This is a genomic window from Lysobacter sp. Root494 (assembly GCF_001427225.1).
GTDB lineage: Bacteria > Pseudomonadota > Gammaproteobacteria > Xanthomonadales > Xanthomonadaceae > Agrilutibacter.
This window is the reverse complement of sequence record NZ_LMFH01000008.1, coordinates 315,000-335,881: the sequence shown is the minus strand read 5'-3', so window position 1 is coordinate 335,881 and position 20,882 is coordinate 315,000. Positions and strand designations below refer to the sequence as shown.

Here is a 20,882-nt window from a genome sequence, read left to right as displayed (position 1 = left end):
TCGGCAGATCGTCATCCCCGCGATGACGTGTTTTTGTCCGTTGACGGGTCGCGGGCAAACACAAGAGCAAAGCCACTGGTACTCGTTTTTTGCCATGACGGGAAAAAACAACGGCAAAGGCAGCGTCACTGGATTTCCTACTTCGCGGGAACGACGGGCAAACGCAGACGCACGCTCGGAGTCCCGGCAAAAAATGCACCGATGATCAAACCGCTCGCCATCCCCACCCGCATCAACGCCCGCCGCCGCAAGCAGCTCATGCGCATGGCCGGCGACGAGGCGATCCTGGTCCTGCCCGCGGCAAAGGAAGTGGTGCGCAGCCGCGACACGCACTATCCGTACCGTCAGGATTCCGACTTCTGGTATCTCACCGGTTTCGCCGAACCCGATGCCGTGCTGGTACTGGTGCCCGGGCGCAAGCACGGCGAAACGCTGCTGTTCTGCCGCGAACGCGACCCCGAACGCGAAGCCTGGGACGGGCCGCGCCAGGGTCCCGAAGGTGCAGTCGAAGCCTTTGGCTTCGATGATGCGTATCCGATCGGCGATCTCGACGACATCCTGCCCGGCCTGCTCGAAGGGCGCACGCGCGTCTATTACCACTTCGGCCGCGACCAGGAGTTCGACCTCAAGCTGATCGGCTGGGTCAACCGCGTGCGCGCGCAGGTAAGGCTGGGTGCGGAGCCCCCACATGAATTCCTCGAACTCGGCCACCTGCTCGACGAGATGCGCCTGTTCAAGGACCGCGACGAACTCCGGCTGATGCAGCGTGCCGCCGACATCACCGTGCTCGCGCACCAGTCGGCGATGCGGGCAGTGCGGGCCGGCATGCGCGAGTACGAACTGCAGGCCGAGATCGAGCGCGTCTTCCGCCAGCACGACGCAGAAGCCGCATACGGCAGCATCGTGGGCGCGGGCAGCAACGCCTGCGTTCTGCACTACCGCGCCAACAATGCGCCGATCAATGAAGGCGACCTGGTGCTGGTCGATGCCGGGGCCGAATATCGCGGTTACGCGGCCGACATCACCCGCACGTTTCCGGTCAGTGGCCGCTTCAGCAAGGAGCAGCGTGCACTGCACGACCTCGTGGACGCCGCGCAGCTGGCCGCACGCGAGCAGGCGCTGCCCGGCGTGCCCTACGAAGCCGGGCACAACGCGGCCGTCGAAACGCTGACCGAAGGATTGCTACGGCTGGGCCTGCTCAAGGGCAAGCTTGAAAAGAACATCGTCGACGGCCACTACCGCCGCTTCTATCGCCACAAGACCGGCCATTGGCTCGGCCTTGACGTGCACGACGTCGGCGAATACCGGATCGACGGTGAATCGCGCCTGCTCGAACCGGGCATGGTCTTCACGATCGAGCCAGGCCTGTACATCGCGCCCGACGACACCAGCGTCGACGCGAAGTGGCGCGGCATCGGGATCCGCATCGAAGACGATGTGGTGATCACGAAGGTCGGACATGACGTCCTCACGCGTGGGCTGGCGCGCAGCGCCGAAGAAATCGAAACATTCATGGCGCAGGCTGGCTGAACAGTCGCGAGGCCTGATGCGCAGGCTTGCGCCACAAGTGGGTAAACCATAGGCACAAGGCGAGGGCGGGCGCGCCTCACTACACTGCGTAGCCATGAACGCGCCTAGCGCCAGGTTTTGGGCGCCGCTGGCAACGGTGCTCCTGTTGATGCTCCTGTGCGGAACAACCGTCGTGCAGGCGCGCACCGTCTATCGCTGCATGCGCGACGGCACCGTCAGCCTCGCTACCGCACCCGAACCGGGTTCGCGCTGCACACAAAAACACATCGACGACAACGCAGTGAAGCTGCCCAACCTGTGGGGCGCGCTCGGTGTCATCAACGGCACCCTGTACGAACGCGAGCAGGACGGCGTGACCGTCTATAGCACGCGCAAGTTGCCCGGTTCGACGCCGGTGTTGTCCTTCACCGTCGAAACACCACCCGGCGAACCTGCGCATACCGGCCTTGGCAATGTCGGCAAACCGCAACCCGAACGCTACGCCGCGCAATTCCGCTCGGCGGCAAAGAAGCAGGGTGTCGACGATGCCTGGCTGCGCGCGATTGCGCATGCCGAAAGCGGTTTCGATGCGAACGCGGTGTCACCGAAGGGCGCGCTGGGCGTGATGCAGCTGATGCCGGCGACCGCGCGTAGTTACGGCGTCACCGATGCGTATTCGCCGACACAATCGATCGAGGCGGGTGCAAAGCACCTGCGTTCGCTGTTGCGCCGCTACCGCGGCGATCTCACCTTGGCTGCCGCGGCGTACAACGCCGGCGTCGGTGCGGTGGCGCGCTTTGGCGGCGTGCCGCCGTATCGCGAGACCCGCGCCTATATCGCGAAGGTCCAGGCCCTGCATGCAGGCTATCGGCGCGCTTTGAAGCTCGACGCACCGAAGGATGTCGCACCGGAAGACATGCGCCCCGTTGTTGCGACACGCGCGGCTCCCTGACGAAAGTAGGTCGCACCGCGCACGCCGTTGGTGCGCAGCAGCAAAGGCATCCGGCTGCTGTTCATCGCAGCAGCATGAACAGGCGGCTTCGATAACTGCGGGAAACGAGCCGGTGAAGCGTTCGTTACCTGGCTCGTGCATCACCCCGGATACAGTCCGCTGCGATCAATCTCATCGTGCCGCGCACCCGTGCGCCGGTGCTCGCGCAGGCCGGTGATGGCATGCGCCGAGGCAGAACGGGAGAAACGCCATGAACGCAAACAATCGCAATCTGCTCGCCATCGCGTTGGCGACGGTGCTGTTGTCGCCTGCGGCCTGGGCACAGAAGGACAGCAAGGGACCGCCCGACATGCCGCGCGTCGAACCGGCGCCATCTGCGCCGGTGCCGAATTCGCCGGAACAGACGCTGCGTGACATCCACAAACCCGCCACTACGACCACCGACCAGGCCGACACCATGCTACCGCCACCTTCGCCGCCGGAGTCGCAGGGCGCGGAACACGCAGCGGCGCATTCGTCGGTCGTGCAGCGTGACCTGTGGACGCGCCTGGATGTCAACGGCGACGGAAAGATCAGCACGAGCGAAGGTGACGCCGACGCCGCCTTCAGCACCGACTTCTCCGCGATGGATACGGATGACGACGGCTTCGTGAGCGATGCCGAGTACCGCACCGCGGCCAGGGAAGATGTGCGCGCCGATGCGAACTCATCCTCATCGGGCCGCATGGGCGACGTCATGCGCCGGCTGGATGCGAATGCCGATGGCTCGATCAGCCTCAGCGAAGGCGACGCCGATGCCACGATCAAGTCGAACTTCAACAGCATCGACACCAACAGCGACGGCATGGTGAGCCGTGCCGAATACCAGGCGTGGCTCAAGGTGAGCCGCAAGTAGCACATCGAGCAAACGTCACGGAAAACTTGCGACAAGGGCGCCTCATGGCGCCCTTGTCTTTGCCTGGTCGCGTCGGCCGGTTACATCATCTGGTCGCGTGCCTTTTCCGCGCGCGCTGCGCCGATCTTGGTCTCGACATGGCGTACTTCTTCCGGCGGCGGCAGCACCGCCGGCATTCCGAGCGCATTGATCCACAGTTCGCGCGTCCAACCCGACGAGTGATACAGATGCTCGTCCTCTTCGTCTTCAACCTGCTCGTAAGCGGTGCGCAAGGCCTCGATCGCGCTGCCCTTGCCATTTTTGACGATCTGGCCGATCAGCTCCCAGTTCATGTGGTCCTTGGTTTCGGCCAGAACCACGCACTCGCCCGCAACGATTTCCGCGGAGCCGGGATCGGCATCGCTACGCGCCTTCTGGATGGCCTGTACCAACGACGCGCCAAGGTGCGCGACGACTTCGCGCCCTGGCGTACGGGCCTTCGCATCAAGGCCGAGTTCACTGAACACATCGAGCAGGATCTGGCGATGTCGCTTGGTCTGTTCGAGGTATTCGGTCCATTCCTTGCGCAGGTCTTCGTTCTGCACGACTTCGAGTGCGTTGGTGTAGATCTCGACGCCGCCGATTTCGGTTTCGAGTGCCTGGTAAAGCAGTTCCTGCAGGCCTGCGTCGTCGTAACCGGTCTTCTTGCTTGTGGCCATCGTGCCTCTCCTGCGTGTGGGCGACCGGCGAAGGTTCGCGCCGCCGCCGTTGCGCACGAGTGAGCCAGTGATGAAGGAAAACGTAAGCGGCGGTGGCGCAGCGATCAGCGGATCAGCGCTGTACGCGATTCGAACGGCAGCGACATCGCGCCGGTACGCGTCACGGCATTCTCCACGGCGGGCAGCACTTCCTCGGCGCCATCGACGAGCACGAGGATGCGCCCGGCCTTTATCTCGCCGTCGAACTTCTGCCGCACCGGGTCTGGTAACGATGAGCCGACGAGCGACGAGGCGAATGCGCCGACCAGCACGCCGGCGAGCGCGACCAGGCCTGCGCCACCCCAGCTGATGCCGATCGAAGGAAACACCAGCACGCAGAGCGCACCGGCCAGCAGGCCTGCGAGCCCGCCAAACAGGGCGCCACGCAATGCCGCGGGAACGAAGTCGCTGTCGGCTTCCTTGCGACGGTTCGGAATATGGCCGACTTCGATATCGGGCCGCGCGACCAGCGAGATGTCTTCGTCGTGGACGCCGGCATCGCGCGCGGCCTGGATGGCGGCGCGGGCCGTGATCAGGTCGGGAGTGCTGTAAACACGACGGGTCTTCATCGCACGCTCCTTCCACAAGCTGGTCGAAACAAGCTCATCGAGCCGGCCGCGGAATGGAAGCAACGACGACGCGCCGCGCGGTCCCCAACGCGTGGCATGAGCTTTGCTCCGCGGCGGTTAGTGAGGTGTGACGGCAGGGCATTCCACTTACCGCCACGCGCGGGCAGCGCTAGGCTGGATTCTTCGCGACGCTGGAGATCGAGGATGCTGCCCACCATTGCGGTGCCGTGCCCGTATTGCGGCGAACGCGTCGAGTTGATGATCGACGGATCCGACGACCTGCAGCATTACGTGGAGGATTGCCCGGTCTGCTGCCGGCCGATGGAAATTTCCGTGGCGCTGGACGCGAGTGGCGAAGTCATGGTGATCGCGACACGCGACAGCGATGCGTGAGCACGTGCATGGCGCGTGATGATCGCGCACACGCGAGTCCGGCGACCCCGCATAAGCCCTGTTCGTAAAGGTTGTGTTCCATTCAGGCCTGCCCTGCGTCGGCTTCTCGACGCCCATCACGATTCAGGCCGGTTCAGCGGCCGGCCATAAACCGGTTTGCCGCCGTTGTGGTTAACCCCGTGTGGAGGCGCCGCCCGCGACGTTGGTTGTGTTCATTCGCGCGTGGGCAAGGTGCGATTCGTGCGGGGCACATCCCCCGATTCCCTCGCCGCGCACGATCCTTAAGGAGAGAAACTGATGAATCGCAAGACCCTGATCGGTACTTTCGCTCTCGTTGCTTCGCTGTCCGCCCCGCTGGCCTTTGCGCAGTCGCAGACCGATGCTTCGTCGACCGACGCCTCGGCGCAGTCGACCACCGCTTCCGACGCTTCCACGCAGTCGACTACTCCGACCGACGCTTCCGCGCAGTCGCAGTCGGCCACCACTTCCAATGACGCTTCTGCCGCCACCACGCAGGGCGATCCGGCCAAGAAGAGCTGGGCCGATGTCGACGCCGACAAGGACGGCAACCTCAGCAAGGCGGAAGCCTCTGCCGTGCCGGCTCTCGGCCAGGTCTTCGACAAGGCCGACGCCAATGCCGATGGCTCGCTGACCGCCGATGAATACAAGGCGTACGTGAAGACGCAGGAACAGAAGTAACAAGTAACTTCGCGGTTTGCCGGCTACTCACTGCCGGCACGGCGGGACGCGGACTCGCTCCGCGCCCCGCCGGTTTGCGCCATTGCACACGACGACGCAGGAAGGACGGCTCCGGCCGTCCTTCCTGTTTTCCGAACCCTTGTTTCCGGGATGCCGCAACGACGTGCTGGCATACTTGCGCGCATGACTTCCAATGACGGCATCCGCCTGGTCGGCTTCGACGGCGACGACACCCTGTGGCGCAGCGAGGACTACTACCACGCCGCGCAGGCCGACTTCGAGCGGATCCTGCAATCCTATGTCGACCTGCACGACGCGCGCACGCATGAACGCCTGTACGCCGTGGAGATGCGCAACCTCACGCTGTTCGGCTATGGCGTGAAAAGCATGACGCTGTCGATGGTGGAGGCGGCGGTCGAAATCACCGGCGCGCGCATCAGTGCTACCGACCTGCATCGCATCGTGTCGCTGGGCAAGGAACTGCTGCAGCATCCGGTGGAACTGCTTCCAGGCATCCGCGAAGCGGTGGAAGCCATCGCCCGCGACCACGAGATAGTACTGATCACCAAGGGCGACCTGTTCCACCAGGAAAACAAGGTGCGGCAGTCGGGCCTGGCCGATCTGTTCCATCGCATCGAGATCGTCAGCGAAAAGGACGCGTCGACGTATGCGCGCGTTCTGTCCGAGTTCGACCTTCCTGCGTCGCGCTTCGCGATGATCGGCAACTCGTTGCGTTCGGATATCGCACCGGTGCTCGAACTGGGAGGCTGGGGCGTGTACATGCCGTATCACGTGACATGGACGCATGAGACCGAGGCAACGGTTGCCGACGATGCACCGCGCCTGCGTCGCGTCGCCGAACCGTCCGCGTTGCCTGCGGCGGTGAAATCGCTCGCGCTGCACGCTGCTGCGTGAGCCGCCTGAGCGGAATCTGAGCGGCTCCATCGCTTCACGTAAAAATTACCAATCGGTTCACCGAGCCAGTCGCATCTTCGCGCCATGCCCCGCCGTGGTGGCGGGGAGACAGGAGGACTGCTATGGCCACCATGACCCGCTGGCTTGCTTCGACTGCACTGGCCGCCGGCCTCGGCCTGGCGACGTTCGCAGCGCCCGTAACGGTCCAGGCGCAGAGCGGCGACGACCTCGCCCGTGTGATCGTGGATGTCGCCGATGTGATCTTCCGCAGCGGCGATCCGTACTACCGCTATGGCAACTACGGTTACAACGATCGCCTGGTCGTCGAGCGCGATAGGTACGGCCGTCCGGTCTATTACCGCATGGTCGACCGTAGTGGACCGCCGTACGGCAAGGCCCATGGCTACTGGAAAAAGCATGGCAACAACAGCCGTGTCAGCTGCGATCGCCACGGCCGCTGTGTTACCCGCTACTACGATCCGCGCTACGACCGTCGTTACGACAACCGGTATGACAATCGCTATTACAGCTATGACCGGGACCGCTACGATCGTCATGAGCGTTACGATCGCGACGGACGCTATTGGGATGGTTACCGCTGGCACGACCGCGACTGATCGCCGGCAACGCGCAGCAGCGAAGACGGACGGCACCCTCGCGGTGCCGTCCCTGGTTTCCGGGGCATGCACCGGCTCGATGCCAGGCAACCTGCCGGTGCTAGCCTTCCGCATTCGTCCACGGAGGCCTCAACATGAAAGCCCGTCTTCTCACGTTGTTCTGCGCCGGCCTGCTCGCGGCTGCGGCGATGCCCGCGCACGCGAGCGGTCCGATCACCTGCAAGCTCGCCTTCAATCTCTCGGGCTGGTCGATCTTCTACAAGACTGCCAGCGGCACGGGCACGGTGACCTGCGACAACGGCCGGAGCATGCCCGTGCACATCCGCGCCAAGGGCGGCGGGCTCACCATCGGCAAGTCGAAGATCGAAAACGGCACCGGCGAATTTTCCGGTGTCTTCAACATCAACGACGTGCTCGGTACCTATGCCAGCAGCGAAGCGCATGCGGGCGCGTCGAAGTCGGCGAAGGCCATGGCGATGACGAAAGGCAGCGTCTCGCTGGCAGTGGCTGGCAAGGGCGCGGGCTGGGACATCGGCGTGGCCTTCGGCAAGTTCGTGATCGAACCCTGACCCGCGGCCCACAAGGCGGACTCACGACCTATTCATCCGCCCGTGCCGAGCATGACCATGAAGCACAGTCGCGGCCCCGCCGCGGCATCAGGAGGAGCGATCCGCATGTTTGAATCGTCCTATGAGAAATTGAAGCGCAGCGCGCTGGGGTTGATGCTCGCCATCACGGCCTTCACCGCCGGCACGGCCGCGGCGCAGGACTTCACCGTCGGCTGGCATCCGCGCAGCGGCGATATCTGGGTCGATACCTGGCTCGGCGACATGAACCGCTACGGCGCGCGCTATCCGGAGCCTTTCATCGATGAAATGGTGCGCTATCACAACGCACCGCGTTCGCTCGTCGTGGATCTGCTGCAGACGCAACGTTGGGCGCCGGGCGACGTGTACTACGCCTGTGCGCTGGCTTCGGTCCTCGGTCGTCCGTGCCGTTATGTCGTCGATCAGTACGAAGCCAATCGCGGACAGGGCTGGGGCGTGGTCGCGCAACGGCTCGGCATCAAGCCGGGTTCGGCGGAATTCCATCGGCTGAAGAAGGGCTTCGTGCCGACCTACGACCGCTGGGCGCGCCCCATCGATCTTGATGACGACCTGCGCCGCGAATATCCGAATCGCGGCAAGGGCAAGGCCACGACAATGCACGGCAAGGCGAACGCAAAGGGCGGCGCATCCGCGCATGGGCAAGGGAAGCCCGCGAAGACCGGGCAAGGTGCCTCGCAGGCAAAGGGCCAGTCCGCGGCTCATGGCCCCGGGAGCCAGGGACAAGGGCAGGGCGGCAACAAAAAGGGCAAGGGCAACGGCAAGGGAGGCTGAGCCCTAAACTGGGCGGATGAACTCCACCCCCATTTCCCTGGTAACGCATCGCGGCGGCTGTCATTGCCGCCGCGTTCGTTTTGAAGTCGATGCACCCGCGCAGCTCCAAGTGCTCGACTGCAATTGTTCGATCTGTCGCATGACCGGCTTCCTGCATCTCATCGTGCCTGCCGCGCGCTTCCGCCTGCTGTCCGGCACGGAAGACCTGGTCGAATACACGTTCAACACCGGCACCGCGCGGCACCTGTTCTGCGGCCACTGCGGCATCAAGAGTTTCTATGTGCCACGTAGCCATCCCGATGGCTTCGACGTCAACGCGCGCTGCCTCGACGAAGGCACGGCGACGCAGATGACGGTGGCGCTCTTCGACGATAACGATCGTGATGCGGCGACGGCTGCGATCGCGCACCTGTCCGTCGCACCCGAAGCAGACTGACGCCATCGCTCCAGGGCGAGCAGTGGACTTCGCGGCCACTCAGGACGCGACCGCTACAATGGCCATGATGAAAGTGTCGCCCGCCATCCCTGCAGCGCAGTTGCGCCTGTCCGTCGCCCCGATGATGGACTGGACGGATTCGCACTGCCGCGCCTTCCACCGGGTACTCGCGCCGCATGCACGGCTATACACGGAGATGGTGCATGCGAACGCGGTCATCCATGGCGACCGTGCGAAGTTGCTGGCGAAGGATCCCAGTGAGCATCCCGTTGCGTTGCAACTCGGCGGCAGCGAACCGGAACTGCTCGCCCAGGCCGCCCGCATCGGCGCGGAGGCCGGCTTCGATGAGGTCAACCTCAATTGCGGTTGCCCCTCCGATCGCGTGCAGGCTGGCCGCTTCGGTGCATGCCTGATGCGTGAACCCTCGCTGGTTGCCGAGAGCGTCGCCGCGATGATCGGTGCGTGCAATATGCCGGTGACCGTGAAGTGCCGGCTGGGGGTCGACGACGACCACGACTGGAACCACTTCCTGCGCTTCATCGACAGCATTGCGGATGCGGGCTGCCGCATGTTCGTGATCCACGCGCGCAACGCATGGCTGAAGGGCTTGTCGCCGAAGGAGAATCGGGAGGTACCGCCACTGCGCTACGACTGGGCATACCAGCTCAAGCGCGAGCGCCCGCAACTGCAGATCGTCGTGAACGGCGGCATCGCCACGACGGACGAAGCCACGCAGCATCTCGGACACACCGATGGCGCGATGCTCGGGCGGGCCGCCTACCACGACCCATATCTGCTGCATCGGCTCGATGTCGCGTGGTTCGGTGGTGAATTGCGTACGCGCGCGGATCTCCTGCGCGCCTATCGTCCATATGTCGAGGCGCAACTCGCATGCGGCACGCTCGGTGGCGTGGCGCTCAAGCACATCACCCGGCACGTGCTTGGCCTGTTCGCCGGCCAACGCGGAGGCCGTGCATTCCGCCAGGTGCTGAGCGAGGGAGCGCACAAGCCGGGCGCCGACTGGTCCCTGGTGGAGCAGGCGCTGTCGCTCACCGAATCCTTCGCCGCAGCCGAGGCCTGACTCAAGGACGCCATGATCACCCGCGACACGCACGCCTTCCTCAATTTCGCCCGCGGTTGTGCGCCGGACTTCGGGCCGCCCACTGCGCGTGCTGCCTTTCTCGTCGCGCCGGATGGATTCACCCTCGCCGAGCAATCGGCGCAGGACAACCGATACATGGCGGAAGTGGAGGCATTCGACTCCACGCGCGCATCGCAACAGCATCGCGACCTTCATCGCGCGTTTTCCTCGACATTGCCGACGGTGTGCTTCGCCGGCAATCCCGAGACGCCCGATGCGCTGTTCCCCAACAACGTCTTCGGCACCGCGGGCGGTCGTTACATCGTGGGCCGCATGCGCCACGAAGTACGCCAGCGCGAAGCGGCGCGCGACGACATTCGCGGGTTCTTCGCCAGCGTGCTTGATTACGCCGAGATCGACCTTTCCACCCAGATGCATCCCTGCGAACTCACCGGTTCGCTGGTGATCGATCGCGCACGCGGCCTGGGCTTTTGCGGATTGTCGGATCGCTGCGACGAAGAGGGCGCGCGCCTGATGCACGAGGCCTTCGGCCTGCGCTCGACGCTGCTGTTCGACCTGGCGCCCGGCGAGTACCACACGAATGTCGTACTTGCCGTGCTGGCGGGACGTGCGGCGATCGTCTGCGCGGAGGGATTCGGCGATCGCGCGGTGGTGGACGCCATCGCCACGCTCTACGCGCCGCACGTGGTGCATTGCTCGCGCGCCGAGCACGCCGCCTTCGTCGGCAACGCGATCGCGCTGTCTGCCGGCACGGTGTGGATGAGCGCCGGGGCCGGCCGCGCGCTTTCGACGATCAATCGCAAGGTGCTGCAGGGCGCCGGTTTCGAGGTTGCCACGGTGGAACTCGATGCCATCGAAGCCGGAGGCGGCTCGTTGCGTTGCTGCGCGGGCGAAATTTTCTGAAGGCATTCCGGTGACGGTTTCCCGCACCGGAGTTGAACCGCCCCAGGCCGCGCGCTGAACCACGACCCGTTTGTGAAGAAAAAGTTCAGACCGGATTCACTGCTGCGTTCCAAGAATGCACACTCGTTGTTTCATTGCGGCACGTCCCGCACCTGATGCCATGTCCCGTTCCCTCGCCCGACTCGCCTCCATGTTCATCGCCGTCGCCCTGGTGGCGTCGGCGGGCACTGCGGGTGCGCAAAGCCTTGGCGGCCTGCTCGACAGGGGGGCGGGTGGCGGCGCGCGGGATGCCGGCGATCGCGCGGAGCGTTCCCGCCGCATGGATGATCGCCATAACCGTGGCGAGGACCATCGCGCCTTGTCCGATGCGGTGCGCCGCGTCGAACGCCGTACGGGTGGTCAGGTCCTCAGCGCCGAGCGCGTCCCCTTCGATGGCCGCAACGTCAACCGGGTGAAGGTGATCGATTCCAGCGGTCGCGTCCGCGTGTACATGGACGATCCGCAGGGCCAAGGCCGCCGCCAGCCCGAGCCGCCGCCTTCGGACGAAGATTGATTCGTCGTATGCACCTGAAAGGCGTGCATCTTCAAAACAGCTCGGTTCAGCTGAATTCACTTAGCTGAACAAAAGCGGGAATGCAGGCTCCCGTACACGCGCCGGCGACAAGCTGAACGGCTAACCTGAATGCACCCGGCCAAGACGGCCGTTCTGCTGAAGGAGTCTCCCATGCGCATTCTCCTGGTCGAGGACGAAGCTCCCCTCCGCGAAACCCTGGCTGCGCGCCTCAAGCGCGAGGGCTTTGCCGTCGATGCCGCGCAGGACGGCGAGGAAGGCCTGTACATGGGCCGCGAGGTCCCGTTTGATCTCGGCATCATCGACCTGGGCCTGCCCAAGATGTCCGGCATGGACCTGATCAAGGCCCTGCGGGAGGAAGGCAAGAAATTCCCGGTGCTGATCCTGACCGCGCGGTCGAGCTGGCAGGACAAGGTCGAGGGCCTGAAGCAGGGCGCCGACGACTACCTGGTCAAGCCCTTCCATGTCGAAGAACTGCTCGCGCGCATCAACGCGCTGGTGCGCCGCGCCGCAGGGTGGAGCAAGCCGTCGCTGGAATGCGGTCCGGTCGTGCTCGATCTCGCCGCGCAGACCGTCAGCGTCGCCGGCAACAACGTCGACCTGACCAGCTACGAGTACAAGGTGCTCGAGTACCTGATGATGCATGCCGGCGAGCTGGTGTCGAAGGCCGATCTCACCGAGCACATCTACCAGCAGGATTTCGATCGCGATTCCAACGTGCTTGAAGTCTTCATCGGACGCCTGCGCAAGAAGCTGGATCCCGATGGTTCGCTCAAGCCGATCGAAACCGTACGTGGCCGCGGCTACCGTTTCGCCATCCCGCGCAGCGGTGATCAATAGCAGGCACGTAGCGACAGCCGGGGTCGCTGGTTGATCACTGCGTCGGATTTCGTCGACCGGCTGATCGCGCGCGGCCCCGGTACTTTGTACGCTGGCGGCACATGAGTTCCGTGTCCGCCAGCGTCGTTCCCCTTCTCAGCGAGGCCACGCCATGAGCTGGCGCCAGCCGCGCTCGCTGCAGATACGCCAGTTGCTGGCCGCGAGCCTGGGTCTGATCGCATTCCTCGCGCTCGCAGGTTACGCGCTCGACCGCGCCTTCCAGCAGACCGCGAAGGACAACCTGCGCCAGCGGCTCGAGAACTACGCGCTGGCCTACGCCGACAAGAGCGAATTCGCGCGCAATGGCGAATTCATCCAGCCCTACGATCCCATCGAGCCGCGCTTTGAGCGGCCCGGTAGCGGTCTGTACGCTGAAGTCGTGCTGCCCAACGCGCACTGGGATTCGCATTCTGCGCAGGGGCCCATGTTGCCGCCCTCGCGGATGCTGCAATCCAACGAAGAGCGCTTCGAAGGGCCGTTACCGATGACGCAGATCAACGGCACGGCGGGCGAAGTTTTCCGCTACGGACGCGGTTTCATCTGGAGCGCGGAGGGCAATGCGAAAGCGGAATTCCCCTACACGATCTATATCCTCGAAGACACGACTGCACTGAGCCAGCAGGTTGCGGTCTTCCGGGCGGCGTTGTGGCGTTATCTCGGAAGCGCGGGCCTTATCCTGATGCTGTTGCAGACCGTGGTGCTGCGTTGGAGCCTGCGCCCGCTGCGCAACGTGATCGACGAGCTCAAGCGCGTGCAGCGCGGCGTGGCATCGCGCATGAGCGAGCGCCACCCGCGCGAACTGGAGCCGCTTACCGAGAGCATCAACGCCTTCATCGAGAGCGAGCGCGAGAACCTCGATCGGCAGCGCAACACGCTCGCCGATCTTGCGCATAGCCTCAAGACGCCGCTCGCTGTGCTGCGCGCGCGCCTCGACCACCCGGGGCCGGAGTCGGAGTTGCGCGAGGAAGTAGACGTACAGTTGCGGCGCATGAACGACCTCGTGTCGTACCAGTTGGCGCGCGCTGCACGCTCAGGCCACCAGCTGTTCGCGGCGCCGATCGGGATCGAGCCGCACGCCGAGCAGATCGTGAAAGGGCTGGAGAAGGTCTACGCCAGCAAGGGCGTGCTGTGCGAATTCGATATCGCACCCGGCGCGCAGTTCCACGGCGAACCCGGCGACCTGCAGGAGCTGCTGGGCAATCTGCTGGAAAACGCCTTCAAGTGGGCACGCTCGCGCGTGCTGCTGACCGTGCAGTTCGGCGAGCACGTGCCGAAGCGCCGCCCGGGCCTGCTGGTGGCCGTCGACGACGACGGCCCGGGTATTCCGCCGGAAAAAGTGGCGCTGATCCTGCAGCGTGGCGTGCGTGGCGACGAGCGCGTGCAGGGTCACGGCATCGGCCTGTCGATCGTGCAGGACCTGGTGCGTGCGTATCGCGGCACGCTGGATGTGAGTGCGTCGAAGGAACTGGGCGGCGCTCGGTTCGAAGTGAGGCTGCCGCCAGGGCTGTAATGTCCTTTGCTTCATTCCCGAAAGCGGAATCCGGTAGCTTGTCGTCCATGCCGGGAAGGGAACGACAACAAAGTCATGGGATTGCCGCTTTCGCAGGAATGGCGGACAACGCAACACGCGTTGGCTGACCTCCAGCCCTTACATTCAACTGAAAGGCGAAGACCCGTAGAAGCGCTCCAGATGCGCCGCCACCTTCGGCAATTCCGCGAGCAATAGTCGTGGATTGCTGAAGTGGTATTCGCTGGTGACGGCAAAGAATTCTTCCGGCGCTTCGGCCGCGTAGGAATCGATCGCGGTGTCGCGCCCCGCATCCACGGCCTCGACGAACGCGTCGTAAGCGGCCTGAAAATCGCGCGCCCAGCCGCGTTGCCACGGTCCCGGCAAAGGCGGCGTGCCGTCGAGCTCGCCATCGAGCACGTCGATCTTGTGCGCCATCTCGTGGACAGCCACGCAGAATCCGGCGCGCGGATCCTCACAGTCGGCGAGTACGTCGGCCCACGACAGGATCAGCGGGCCCGTGTCCCAGGATTCGCCGATCAGTTCGTCCTCCCATTCGTGCAGCACCCCTGCCGCATCGACGTGCGTGCGGTTCACGCGGAACGCTTCGGGATAGACGATCAGTTGCGACCAGCCACGTAGCCCGGCTTCGCCGAATTCCAGTAGCGGCAGGCAGCAGGCAGCGGCGAGCACGCCGCGATCGCGTTCGTCGAGGACGAGATCGCCGATGGGCGTGATGGTTTTTTCGTGCAGGAAGCGTGCGGCGAGTTGCGACAGGCGCTCTTCGCGCGCTGCATCCAGCGCGGCCGCCCACGGCAGGGCGGCGCGGATGTCGCGCCAGAGATTGGAAGCTATCGGTTGTGGGGTTCGCGCGAGGCGCAGCCAGCCGAACAACGTGGCGACGCAGGCTTAGCGGAACATGCCCGGCAGGAAGCGATGCCAGCGCGGCGACTGCAAACGCACGTCGTCGCCACCGCCGCCGGTGTTGCTGGGCAGGGGCTTGGTCTTCTTCACCATCGGCGCCGGCAGGATGACCGGATCGCGGTCCGGAGCACGCGTGCTGGCCGAATGCGCGCCGCGGCAGCTGCCGCCTTCGGCGTCGCTGAGCTTGCTTTCGCGCGCTGCCACGGTCGCGCTGGCGACGATGAGCAGGCATACGGCAATGCGGCGCATGGGGAAGTCCTCTCCCGGACGTCGGGGACCGCTGGACTATATCGCACTCCGATGCCCCGGCGGATTGCATTCGTCGGGCGGCTTGTGGTGCGTCGCAACAGCAGCGCCCCGCATAATCCCCGCATGGACGATCGCGCCCTTCTCGAACACCTGATTCGCGGTCCCGCCAGCGGCGACGTGCTCGCCCGGGCCGCGGGCCAGACCCGGGCCGCGGTCTGGAAGCGGATCGAGGCCCTACGTCAGGCCGGCCTGGACATCGTGGCCCGGCCCGGGTGCGGCTACGCGCTCGTCGAGCCGCTGGACCTGCTCGCTGGCGGTGCCATTCTCGCGGCGCTTCCACCGACGGTGCGTGGCCACATCAGCCAGTTGGACATTGCCTGGTCCATCGATTCCACCAACAGTGAACTGCTGCGGCGGCGGGTAACCGAAGAATCCAAGGTCGAAATCCTGATGGCCGAGCGCCAGACCGGCGGTCGCGGCCGCCGCGGCCGGGTCTGGGCGTCCCCGCTGGCGGCACACCTCTATCTGTCGCTAGCCCGCAGTTTCGGCGGGGGGCTGGCGCGGCTGGGCGGCCTGAGCCTCGTCGCAGGTGTCGCCGTAGCCGAGGCGCTGCACGCGAACGGTTTCGACGACGTGCGCCTGAAATGGCCGAACGACGTGGTGATCGCCGGACCCGAAGGACTGCGCAAGCTCGGCGGCCTGCTGATCGAAGGCAGCGGCGAACACGCGGGCCCGGCGCGTGCCGTGATCGGGCTCGGACTCAATGTGCGCATGCCCGAAGCGGCGGCCCGCGACATCGACCAGCCCTGGTGCGACCTCGCGACTCTTTCCGCGAACGCGGGGCGTAGCCTGCCCGAACGCAATGCCGTCGCGGCGGCAGTCCTCGCCCACCTGCTTCCGGCGTTGGAGCTTTTCGATGCGGAAGGACTCGCCCCGTTCCTGACGCGCTACGCGGCCATGGACGCGCTCGCAGGCCAGCGCGTCACCTTGCAGTCGGCGAATGCAGCGCAGAACGGAATCGCCTTGGGCGTCGCCGAAGACGGTGCCTTGCGCCTGCGCCTCGATGACGGTCGCGAGCAGCGCGTGCATGCAGGCGAAGTCAGCGTCCGCAGGGCCGCCATCGCATGAACCCGTGGCTGTTCGACCTGGGCAACACACGGCTCAAGTGCGCGCCGCTGGTCGATGGAAAGGTGGGCGATGTCATTGCGTTGCCGCATCGCGAAGCCGATCTCGCGGACGCATTGGCCAGGGCGCTGCCAGCGCGCATCGACGCCGCCTATGTCGCCAGCGTCGCCAACGAACACCTGCGCGTAGCGCTGTTGCAGGCCCTGACGCAACGCGCGCGGCGCATTTCCCTCGCGCGCACGCAGAAGACCTTCGGCGATTTCCACATCGCGTATGCGCATCCGCGCAAGCTCGGTGTCGACCGCTTCCTCGCCATGCTCGCCGCGCATGCCCGCGGCGATGGCGCGGTGTTGTTGTGCGGCGTCGGTACCGCGCTCACCATCGACCTGGTCGATGCGCAGGGCCGACACGCGGGCGGCCGGATCGCGCCTTCGCCGACGCTGATGCGCGAAGTCCTGCATGCGCGCGCGCCCCAGCTTCCCGTGGAAGGTGGGCACTACGCCGACTTTGCCGCCGATACCGAAGACGCACTCGCCTCTGGTTGCGAAGGCGCCGCGCTGGCGTTGATCGAAACCAGCCGCCAGGCCGCGCATCGCCTGCTGGGCCAGCGCCCGAAGCTTCTCGTGCATGGTGGAGGCGCGGACGACCTTGTGAAAAAACTGCCTGGTGCGACCCGCGTGGCCTCGCTGGTCCTGGAAGGATTGGCGATCTGGGCACGCGTCGATTCCATGCCCTAGAAGCTTGCCCCTAGAATCGACGCATGCTCGTACGCACGCTCATCGTCCTGTTCTCGGTGCTCAACCTCGGCGTGGCGGCCTGGTGGATCGCACACGACCCGCCACCGCCGGCCGCAACGGCGCAGTTGCCCGCAGGTGTTGCACGCCTGCAATTGATCGGTGAAGCCGCGGTACTCGCGCCGTCGCCTGCAACGGTTGCCAGCGCGCCGGCACCGATGCCTTCGCCTTCCATGGAAGCGATCACCGCGCCGCCGGCACAACAGTGCTTCAGCTTCGGACCGTTCGCTTCGCAGAATGCCGCCACGGCGGCCGCAGCCAAACTGAAGCCGCAGGTGCAGAAACTGACGACGCGCGAACAGGCTGGCGCGGCGACGCCGGCACGTGGCTGGCGCGTCTACCTGCCGCCGTTTCCTTCGCTCGAACAGGCGCAGGCCGTCGCACAGCGCATCAGTGCCGCCGGTTTCGACGACTTCCTCGTGGTGCGCGAAGGCGCGGAAGCCAATTCGATCGCGCTGGGCCGCTATCGCAATGAAGAGGGCGCCAAAAAGCGTGCCGATGCGCTCATCGCCGCCGGTTTCGCGGCCCAGACCGCGGCGCTGGGTGAACCTGGTGCGGCAAGCATCTGGCTGGATGTCGTTGCCGACGAGGCCTTCGATCCACGCCGCGCCCAGGCCTCCATCGCGGCCGCGCAGCATCGCAAGGCCGATTGCCCCGCGCGCTGACCGGAGCGCCTTCGCGGCAGGCTAGAATGCGCACCCGGCGTTGATGTCGTCAGCGCCGCAATTCTCACGCCGGCTTAGCTCAGTTGGTAGAGCAACCGCCTTGTAAGCGGTAGGTCGTCAGTTCGATTCTGACAGCCGGCACCACGTCCCTTTCAAGCTGGATCGGTGCATGAATCGCAGCTTCCTTCCCGTTTCGTTGATTGGCGCGCCCACCGATGTCGGCGCGGGGGACCGTGGTGCCCGGTTGGGGCCGGAAGCACTGCGCATAGCGGGCCTCGGCGAAGCGCTGGTCAAGCGCGGCGTCGAGGTGATCGATCGCGGCAATCTCGATGGCCCGCGTAACCCGTGGCAAAAACCAGTGGGGGGCTACCGCCACCTGGCGGAAGTGGTCGAGTGGAATCGTGCCGTGATGGATGCGGTGCTCGCCGAGCTGCGTGGCGGCCGGATGCCCATCCTGCTGGGAGGCGATCATTGCCTCGGCACCGGCTCGATTACCGCCGTTGCGCGGCACTGCCGCGAGACCGGCCTGAAGCTGCGCGTGCTCTGGCTGGACGCGCACGCCGACTTCAACACCAGCGACGTCACCCCGTCGGGCAACGTGCATGGCATGCCCGTGGCCTGCCTGTGCGGACTCGGCCCGCGCGAACTCACCCATCTCGGCGGCGATACGCCGGCGGTGCAGCCCGAAGCCTTCCGCCAGATCGGCATCCGCTCCGTGGACGAAGGCGAGAAGCGCCTGGTCAAGGAACACGGGCTCGACGTCTACGACATGCGCTACATCGACGAAGTCGGCATGAAGCGCGCGATGGAGGAGGCGCTCGACGGGGTCGACGACAACACGCACCTCCACGTCAGCTTCGACGTCGATTTCCTCGATCCGTCGATCGCGCCCGGCGTGGGCACGACCGTCCCTGGCGGCCCCAACTACCGCGAGGCGCAGCTGGTGATGGAAATGATCGCCGACAGCGGGCGCATGAGGTCCCTCGACATCGTCGAGTTGAACCCCATCATCGACAAGCGCAATCGCACCGCGAAGCTCGCCGTCGACCTGGTGGAAAGCCTGTTCGGCAAGTCCACGCTGATGCGCGACTGACGACTGAATCGGCGCCAGCCAGGCCTCCAGGCGCCTCTTGCGCCGCTCACGCCGCCGTCACACCATTCGCCGGCGCGGCCTGCCCGCCTCCCTCATCACCCTCGGAGATTCCTCGAATGAAGCGTCTGATCGCCACGGCATTGCTGGCACTGTTCTCGATCGCGACACTGTCGGCCTGCAACACCATGGAAGGCCTGGGCAAGGACGTGAAGAAGCTCGGCGAAAAAGTCGAGGACAAGGCGAGCAATTGAATCGCCTGCTAGTGGCAACAGGAAAGGCCGGAGCGATCCGGCCTTTTTTGTTTTCTCCGGTTCCGCGGGCATTCCGGAAAATGAACGGGTTCTGATCGCCGCGGGAGCATCTGCACGGCAAGTTCATCCCGCCCCGCGTTAGATGCGGACACGGACGAGGCCCAGCAGGCCGACTCCCGGAGAGACGGAATCCCCGACAGCCACGAAGGAGACAAACATGAAGCGTCTGATTTCCCTGCTGCTGCTGGTCGCGTTCTCGTCCGGCTTCCTTACCGCCTGCAACACCGTGGCGGGTGCCGGCAAGGACGTGCAGAAGGTGGGCGAGAAGGTTGAAGACAAGGCCCAGGATTGCAAGGATGCCGAGTGCTGATTTCTAGCACCAGCGCATTCACGAAAGGGCCGGGATTTCCCCGGCCTTTTTGTTTGCGCGACTGGCTGCACCATTCAGGCCGGAGCGCGTTCAGCAAGCAACGGCCGATAACGTGATCGTGATGTGGAGGCAACGCGGCTGCTTGCATCCTGCAGGGGCATCGCATGCCGATGCACCTTCCCCATTGAGGAGTGCACGATGAACAAAGACATCATTCAGGGCAAATGGACGCAGCTGAAAGGCCAGATGCAGGCGCGTTGGGGCGACCTGACCGATGACGTTTTCGATGTCAGCGAAGGCAATTCCGAGTACCTCGCCGGCAAGTTGCAGGAACGCTATGGCTGGGATCGCGCGCGCGCCGAACGCGAAGTGGACGACTTCGCGAAGACGCTGCATTGATGCAATGAACGGAATGCATGCAACCTCGGCTTGAAGTCGCGATGCATGCACCGATGAAACGGGCCGCCATTGCGGCCCGTTTCATTTGCCGAGCTCCACGACACCAAACCGTACTCAGCGCGGCGGATCGGCAACGAATCCTTGCGGGAATGCTTCCGGTGCGTTTTCGCGCCAACGATGATCCGGTTCCCGCGGCAGCACGCCACGCGCGACGAGCGTGCGGTAATCGTCGTAGCGCAGCTGCGTGACCTGGGCCGGTGCACGCGTCGCACGCATGAAGCCGGTGCGCGAAGCCGGTGCCCATTCGCGCTGGCCATGCCCGGTGCCGAGCGTCTGCGCTGAAGCGGCCTCTTCGCGGTCCACGCTGCGTCCTTCCGCGGCGGCCGTGGGAGCCTTCGCCTGCGAAGCACCGTCGCGCGCGACCGGTGGACCGCGCCAGGCCGGCGCTTCGTAATACACCGGCCGCGCTTCCTCGAACACGGCGACGCCGATCACGCCCACGTTGCCGGGCCGGCCGGTGCGCGCGGCGTAGCTGTCGGGCAGGTCGGTGAACACGAATTGCGCGACGTCCTCTAATGACTTGCGCCAACCATTGATCTCCGCGCTTTCCCAGGGTTCGAGCACGTAACCGGCCTGCGACGGGTGCGCTGTTTCCCCAGTGACGGCATTGACGCCATCGACCGACAGCACCACGAGCACGCGTTCCCCGGTGGTATTGGTAAGGCGAACGGAATAGCGATGGCCTGGCGCACCTTCGATCCAGTCCTGGCCGCGATACCGGATCGGGTTGAGCCAGCCATCGGCGGCATAGCCGCGATCGCGATCGACCACGGCGAGATCGACGAGTGGACGAGCCTGCACCGAAGTGCAGGCGGCGAGGGCCAGGCAAAGGGCTGCGGTTGCGAAGCGGCGGAACATGGCGCGTCTCCCGGTGAGGTATGCGGGAAAA

The 20,882-nt window shown here is 65.3% G+C and carries 26 protein-coding genes, 1 tRNA gene and 1 pseudogene; 23 read left to right on the top strand and 5 right to left on the bottom strand.

Going from position 1 to position 20,882, the window contains the following annotated elements:
- Positions 1 to 201 precede the first annotated feature (201 nt).
- From ASD14_RS14390 to ASD14_RS14380, 3 genes are all read left to right on the top strand, one after another.
- Positions 202 to 1,530: an aminopeptidase P N-terminal domain-containing protein gene (locus ASD14_RS14390; RefSeq protein WP_056135335.1), complete on the top strand. Its 1,329-nt coding sequence runs from the start codon at positions 202 to 204 to the stop codon at positions 1,528 to 1,530.
- Between the two features lie 148 nt (positions 1,531 to 1,678).
- Positions 1,679 to 2,461: a lytic transglycosylase domain-containing protein gene (locus tag ASD14_RS14385; RefSeq protein ID WP_235565422.1), complete on the top strand. Its 783-nt coding sequence runs from the start codon at positions 1,679 to 1,681 to the stop codon at positions 2,459 to 2,461.
- Between the two features lie 250 nt (positions 2,462 to 2,711).
- Positions 2,712 to 3,356, top strand: a complete 645-nt coding sequence (locus ASD14_RS14380; RefSeq protein WP_056135329.1) for a hypothetical protein — start codon at positions 2,712 to 2,714, stop codon at positions 3,354 to 3,356.
- Positions 3,357 to 3,436: 80 nt separating this feature from the next.
- On the opposite strand, the gene ASD14_RS14375 is transcribed toward ASD14_RS14380, so the two are convergent.
- Positions 3,437 to 4,054 carry a ferritin-like domain-containing protein gene (locus tag ASD14_RS14375; RefSeq protein WP_056135326.1) on the bottom strand — a complete coding sequence of 206 codons (618 nt, stop codon included), beginning with the start codon at positions 4,052 to 4,054 and terminating at the stop codon, positions 3,437 to 3,439.
- Positions 4,055 to 4,158: 104 nt separating this feature from the next.
- Positions 4,159 to 4,662: a hypothetical protein gene (locus ASD14_RS14370; RefSeq protein WP_056135323.1), complete on the bottom strand. Its 504-nt coding sequence runs from the start codon at positions 4,660 to 4,662 to the stop codon at positions 4,159 to 4,161.
- Positions 4,663 to 4,866: 204 nt separating this feature from the next.
- On the opposite strand from ASD14_RS14370, the gene ASD14_RS14365 reads away from it, so the two are divergent.
- From ASD14_RS14365 to ASD14_RS14310, 12 genes are all read left to right on the top strand, one after another.
- Positions 4,867 to 5,055, top strand: coding sequence for a CPXCG motif-containing cysteine-rich protein (locus ASD14_RS14365; RefSeq protein WP_056135320.1), 189 nt, complete (start codon positions 4,867 to 4,869; stop codon positions 5,053 to 5,055).
- Between the two features lie 297 nt (positions 5,056 to 5,352).
- Positions 5,353 to 5,754, top strand: coding sequence for a hypothetical protein (locus ASD14_RS14360; RefSeq protein WP_056135317.1), 402 nt, complete (start codon positions 5,353 to 5,355; stop codon positions 5,752 to 5,754).
- A gap of 183 nt (positions 5,755 to 5,937) precedes the next feature.
- Positions 5,938 to 6,669, top strand: coding sequence for an HAD family hydrolase (locus ASD14_RS14355; protein WP_056135314.1), 732 nt, complete (start codon positions 5,938 to 5,940; stop codon positions 6,667 to 6,669).
- A 122-nt stretch (positions 6,670 to 6,791) separates the two neighbouring features.
- The gene (locus ASD14_RS14350; protein ID WP_056135311.1) at positions 6,792 to 7,286 is read left to right on the top strand and encodes a hypothetical protein; all 495 of its coding nucleotides are present in this window, start codon (positions 6,792 to 6,794) and stop codon (positions 7,284 to 7,286) included.
- 134 nt (positions 7,287 to 7,420) lie between these two features.
- Positions 7,421 to 7,855, top strand: a complete 435-nt coding sequence (locus tag ASD14_RS14345; RefSeq protein WP_056135308.1) for a hypothetical protein — start codon at positions 7,421 to 7,423, stop codon at positions 7,853 to 7,855.
- A gap of 105 nt (positions 7,856 to 7,960) precedes the next feature.
- A complete protein-coding gene (locus tag ASD14_RS14340) occupies positions 7,961 to 8,665 on the top strand; it encodes a hypothetical protein (RefSeq protein ID WP_056135305.1) in 705 nt (234 codons plus the stop codon).
- 16 nt (positions 8,666 to 8,681) lie between these two features.
- Complete coding sequence (locus ASD14_RS14335) at positions 8,682 to 9,101, top strand: GFA family protein (protein WP_056135303.1); 420 nt, start codon at positions 8,682 to 8,684, stop codon at positions 9,099 to 9,101.
- 67 nt (positions 9,102 to 9,168) lie between these two features.
- Positions 9,169 to 10,182, top strand: a complete 1,014-nt coding sequence (dusA, locus tag ASD14_RS14330) for a tRNA dihydrouridine(20/20a) synthase DusA (protein ID WP_082539018.1) — start codon at positions 9,169 to 9,171, stop codon at positions 10,180 to 10,182.
- Positions 10,183 to 10,194: 12 nt separating this feature from the next.
- Positions 10,195 to 11,106 carry an arginine deiminase-related protein gene (locus ASD14_RS14325; RefSeq protein WP_056135298.1) on the top strand — a complete coding sequence of 304 codons (912 nt, stop codon included), beginning with the start codon at positions 10,195 to 10,197 and terminating at the stop codon, positions 11,104 to 11,106.
- 160 nt (positions 11,107 to 11,266) lie between these two features.
- Complete coding sequence (locus ASD14_RS16560) at positions 11,267 to 11,659, top strand: hypothetical protein (protein WP_235565418.1); 393 nt, start codon at positions 11,267 to 11,269, stop codon at positions 11,657 to 11,659.
- A gap of 171 nt (positions 11,660 to 11,830) precedes the next feature.
- Positions 11,831 to 12,517: a response regulator transcription factor gene (locus ASD14_RS14315; RefSeq protein ID WP_056135295.1), complete on the top strand. Its 687-nt coding sequence runs from the start codon at positions 11,831 to 11,833 to the stop codon at positions 12,515 to 12,517.
- A 151-nt stretch (positions 12,518 to 12,668) separates the two neighbouring features.
- Positions 12,669 to 14,066: an ATP-binding protein gene (locus tag ASD14_RS14310; protein ID WP_056135292.1), complete on the top strand. Its 1,398-nt coding sequence runs from the start codon at positions 12,669 to 12,671 to the stop codon at positions 14,064 to 14,066.
- Between the two features lie 144 nt (positions 14,067 to 14,210).
- Here the strand turns inward: ASD14_RS14310 and ASD14_RS14305 are convergent.
- Positions 14,211 to 14,876, bottom strand: a pseudogene (locus tag ASD14_RS14305) (M90 family metallopeptidase); the annotation flags it as partial.
- 96 nt (positions 14,877 to 14,972) lie between these two features.
- Positions 14,973 to 15,236 (bottom strand): hypothetical protein, encoded by a 264-nt coding sequence (locus ASD14_RS14300; RefSeq protein ID WP_056135289.1) that lies wholly within the window; start codon positions 15,234 to 15,236, stop codon positions 14,973 to 14,975.
- A gap of 123 nt (positions 15,237 to 15,359) precedes the next feature.
- Here ASD14_RS14300 and birA point away from each other — a divergent pair, with 123 nt between their 5' ends.
- The 8 genes from birA (at position 15,360) to ASD14_RS14260 (ending at position 19,933) form a co-directional block, all read left to right on the top strand.
- Positions 15,360 to 16,364 carry a bifunctional biotin--[acetyl-CoA-carboxylase] ligase/biotin operon repressor BirA gene (birA, locus tag ASD14_RS14295; protein ID WP_056135285.1) on the top strand — a complete coding sequence of 335 codons (1,005 nt, stop codon included), beginning with the start codon at positions 15,360 to 15,362 and terminating at the stop codon, positions 16,362 to 16,364.
- The gene (locus ASD14_RS14290; protein WP_056135281.1) at positions 16,361 to 17,098 is read left to right on the top strand and encodes a type III pantothenate kinase; all 738 of its coding nucleotides are present in this window, start codon (positions 16,361 to 16,363) and stop codon (positions 17,096 to 17,098) included. The genes birA and ASD14_RS14290 overlap by 4 nt, the downstream gene beginning before the upstream one ends.
- A gap of 23 nt (positions 17,099 to 17,121) precedes the next feature.
- The gene (locus tag ASD14_RS14285; protein ID WP_056135278.1) at positions 17,122 to 17,820 is read left to right on the top strand and encodes an SPOR domain-containing protein; all 699 of its coding nucleotides are present in this window, start codon (positions 17,122 to 17,124) and stop codon (positions 17,818 to 17,820) included.
- A gap of 68 nt (positions 17,821 to 17,888) precedes the next feature.
- Positions 17,889 to 17,964 (top strand) — tRNA-Thr (locus tag ASD14_RS14280).
- Between the two features lie 25 nt (positions 17,965 to 17,989).
- A complete protein-coding gene (rocF, locus tag ASD14_RS14275; RefSeq protein ID WP_056135275.1) occupies positions 17,990 to 18,913 on the top strand; it encodes an arginase in 924 nt (307 codons plus the stop codon).
- A gap of 116 nt (positions 18,914 to 19,029) precedes the next feature.
- Positions 19,030 to 19,164, top strand: coding sequence for an entericidin A/B family lipoprotein (locus ASD14_RS14270; protein ID WP_056135272.1), 135 nt, complete (start codon positions 19,030 to 19,032; stop codon positions 19,162 to 19,164).
- Between the two features lie 217 nt (positions 19,165 to 19,381).
- Positions 19,382 to 19,534, top strand: a complete 153-nt coding sequence (locus ASD14_RS14265) for an entericidin A/B family lipoprotein (protein ID WP_056135269.1) — start codon at positions 19,382 to 19,384, stop codon at positions 19,532 to 19,534.
- A 198-nt stretch (positions 19,535 to 19,732) separates the two neighbouring features.
- Positions 19,733 to 19,933, top strand: a complete 201-nt coding sequence (locus ASD14_RS14260; protein WP_056135266.1) for a CsbD family protein — start codon at positions 19,733 to 19,735, stop codon at positions 19,931 to 19,933.
- Between the two features lie 114 nt (positions 19,934 to 20,047).
- On the opposite strand, the gene ASD14_RS14255 is transcribed toward ASD14_RS14260, so the two are convergent.
- Positions 20,048 to 20,851 (bottom strand): hypothetical protein, encoded by an 804-nt coding sequence (locus ASD14_RS14255; RefSeq protein WP_235565417.1) that lies wholly within the window; start codon positions 20,849 to 20,851, stop codon positions 20,048 to 20,050.
- Positions 20,852 to 20,882 lie beyond the last annotated feature (31 nt).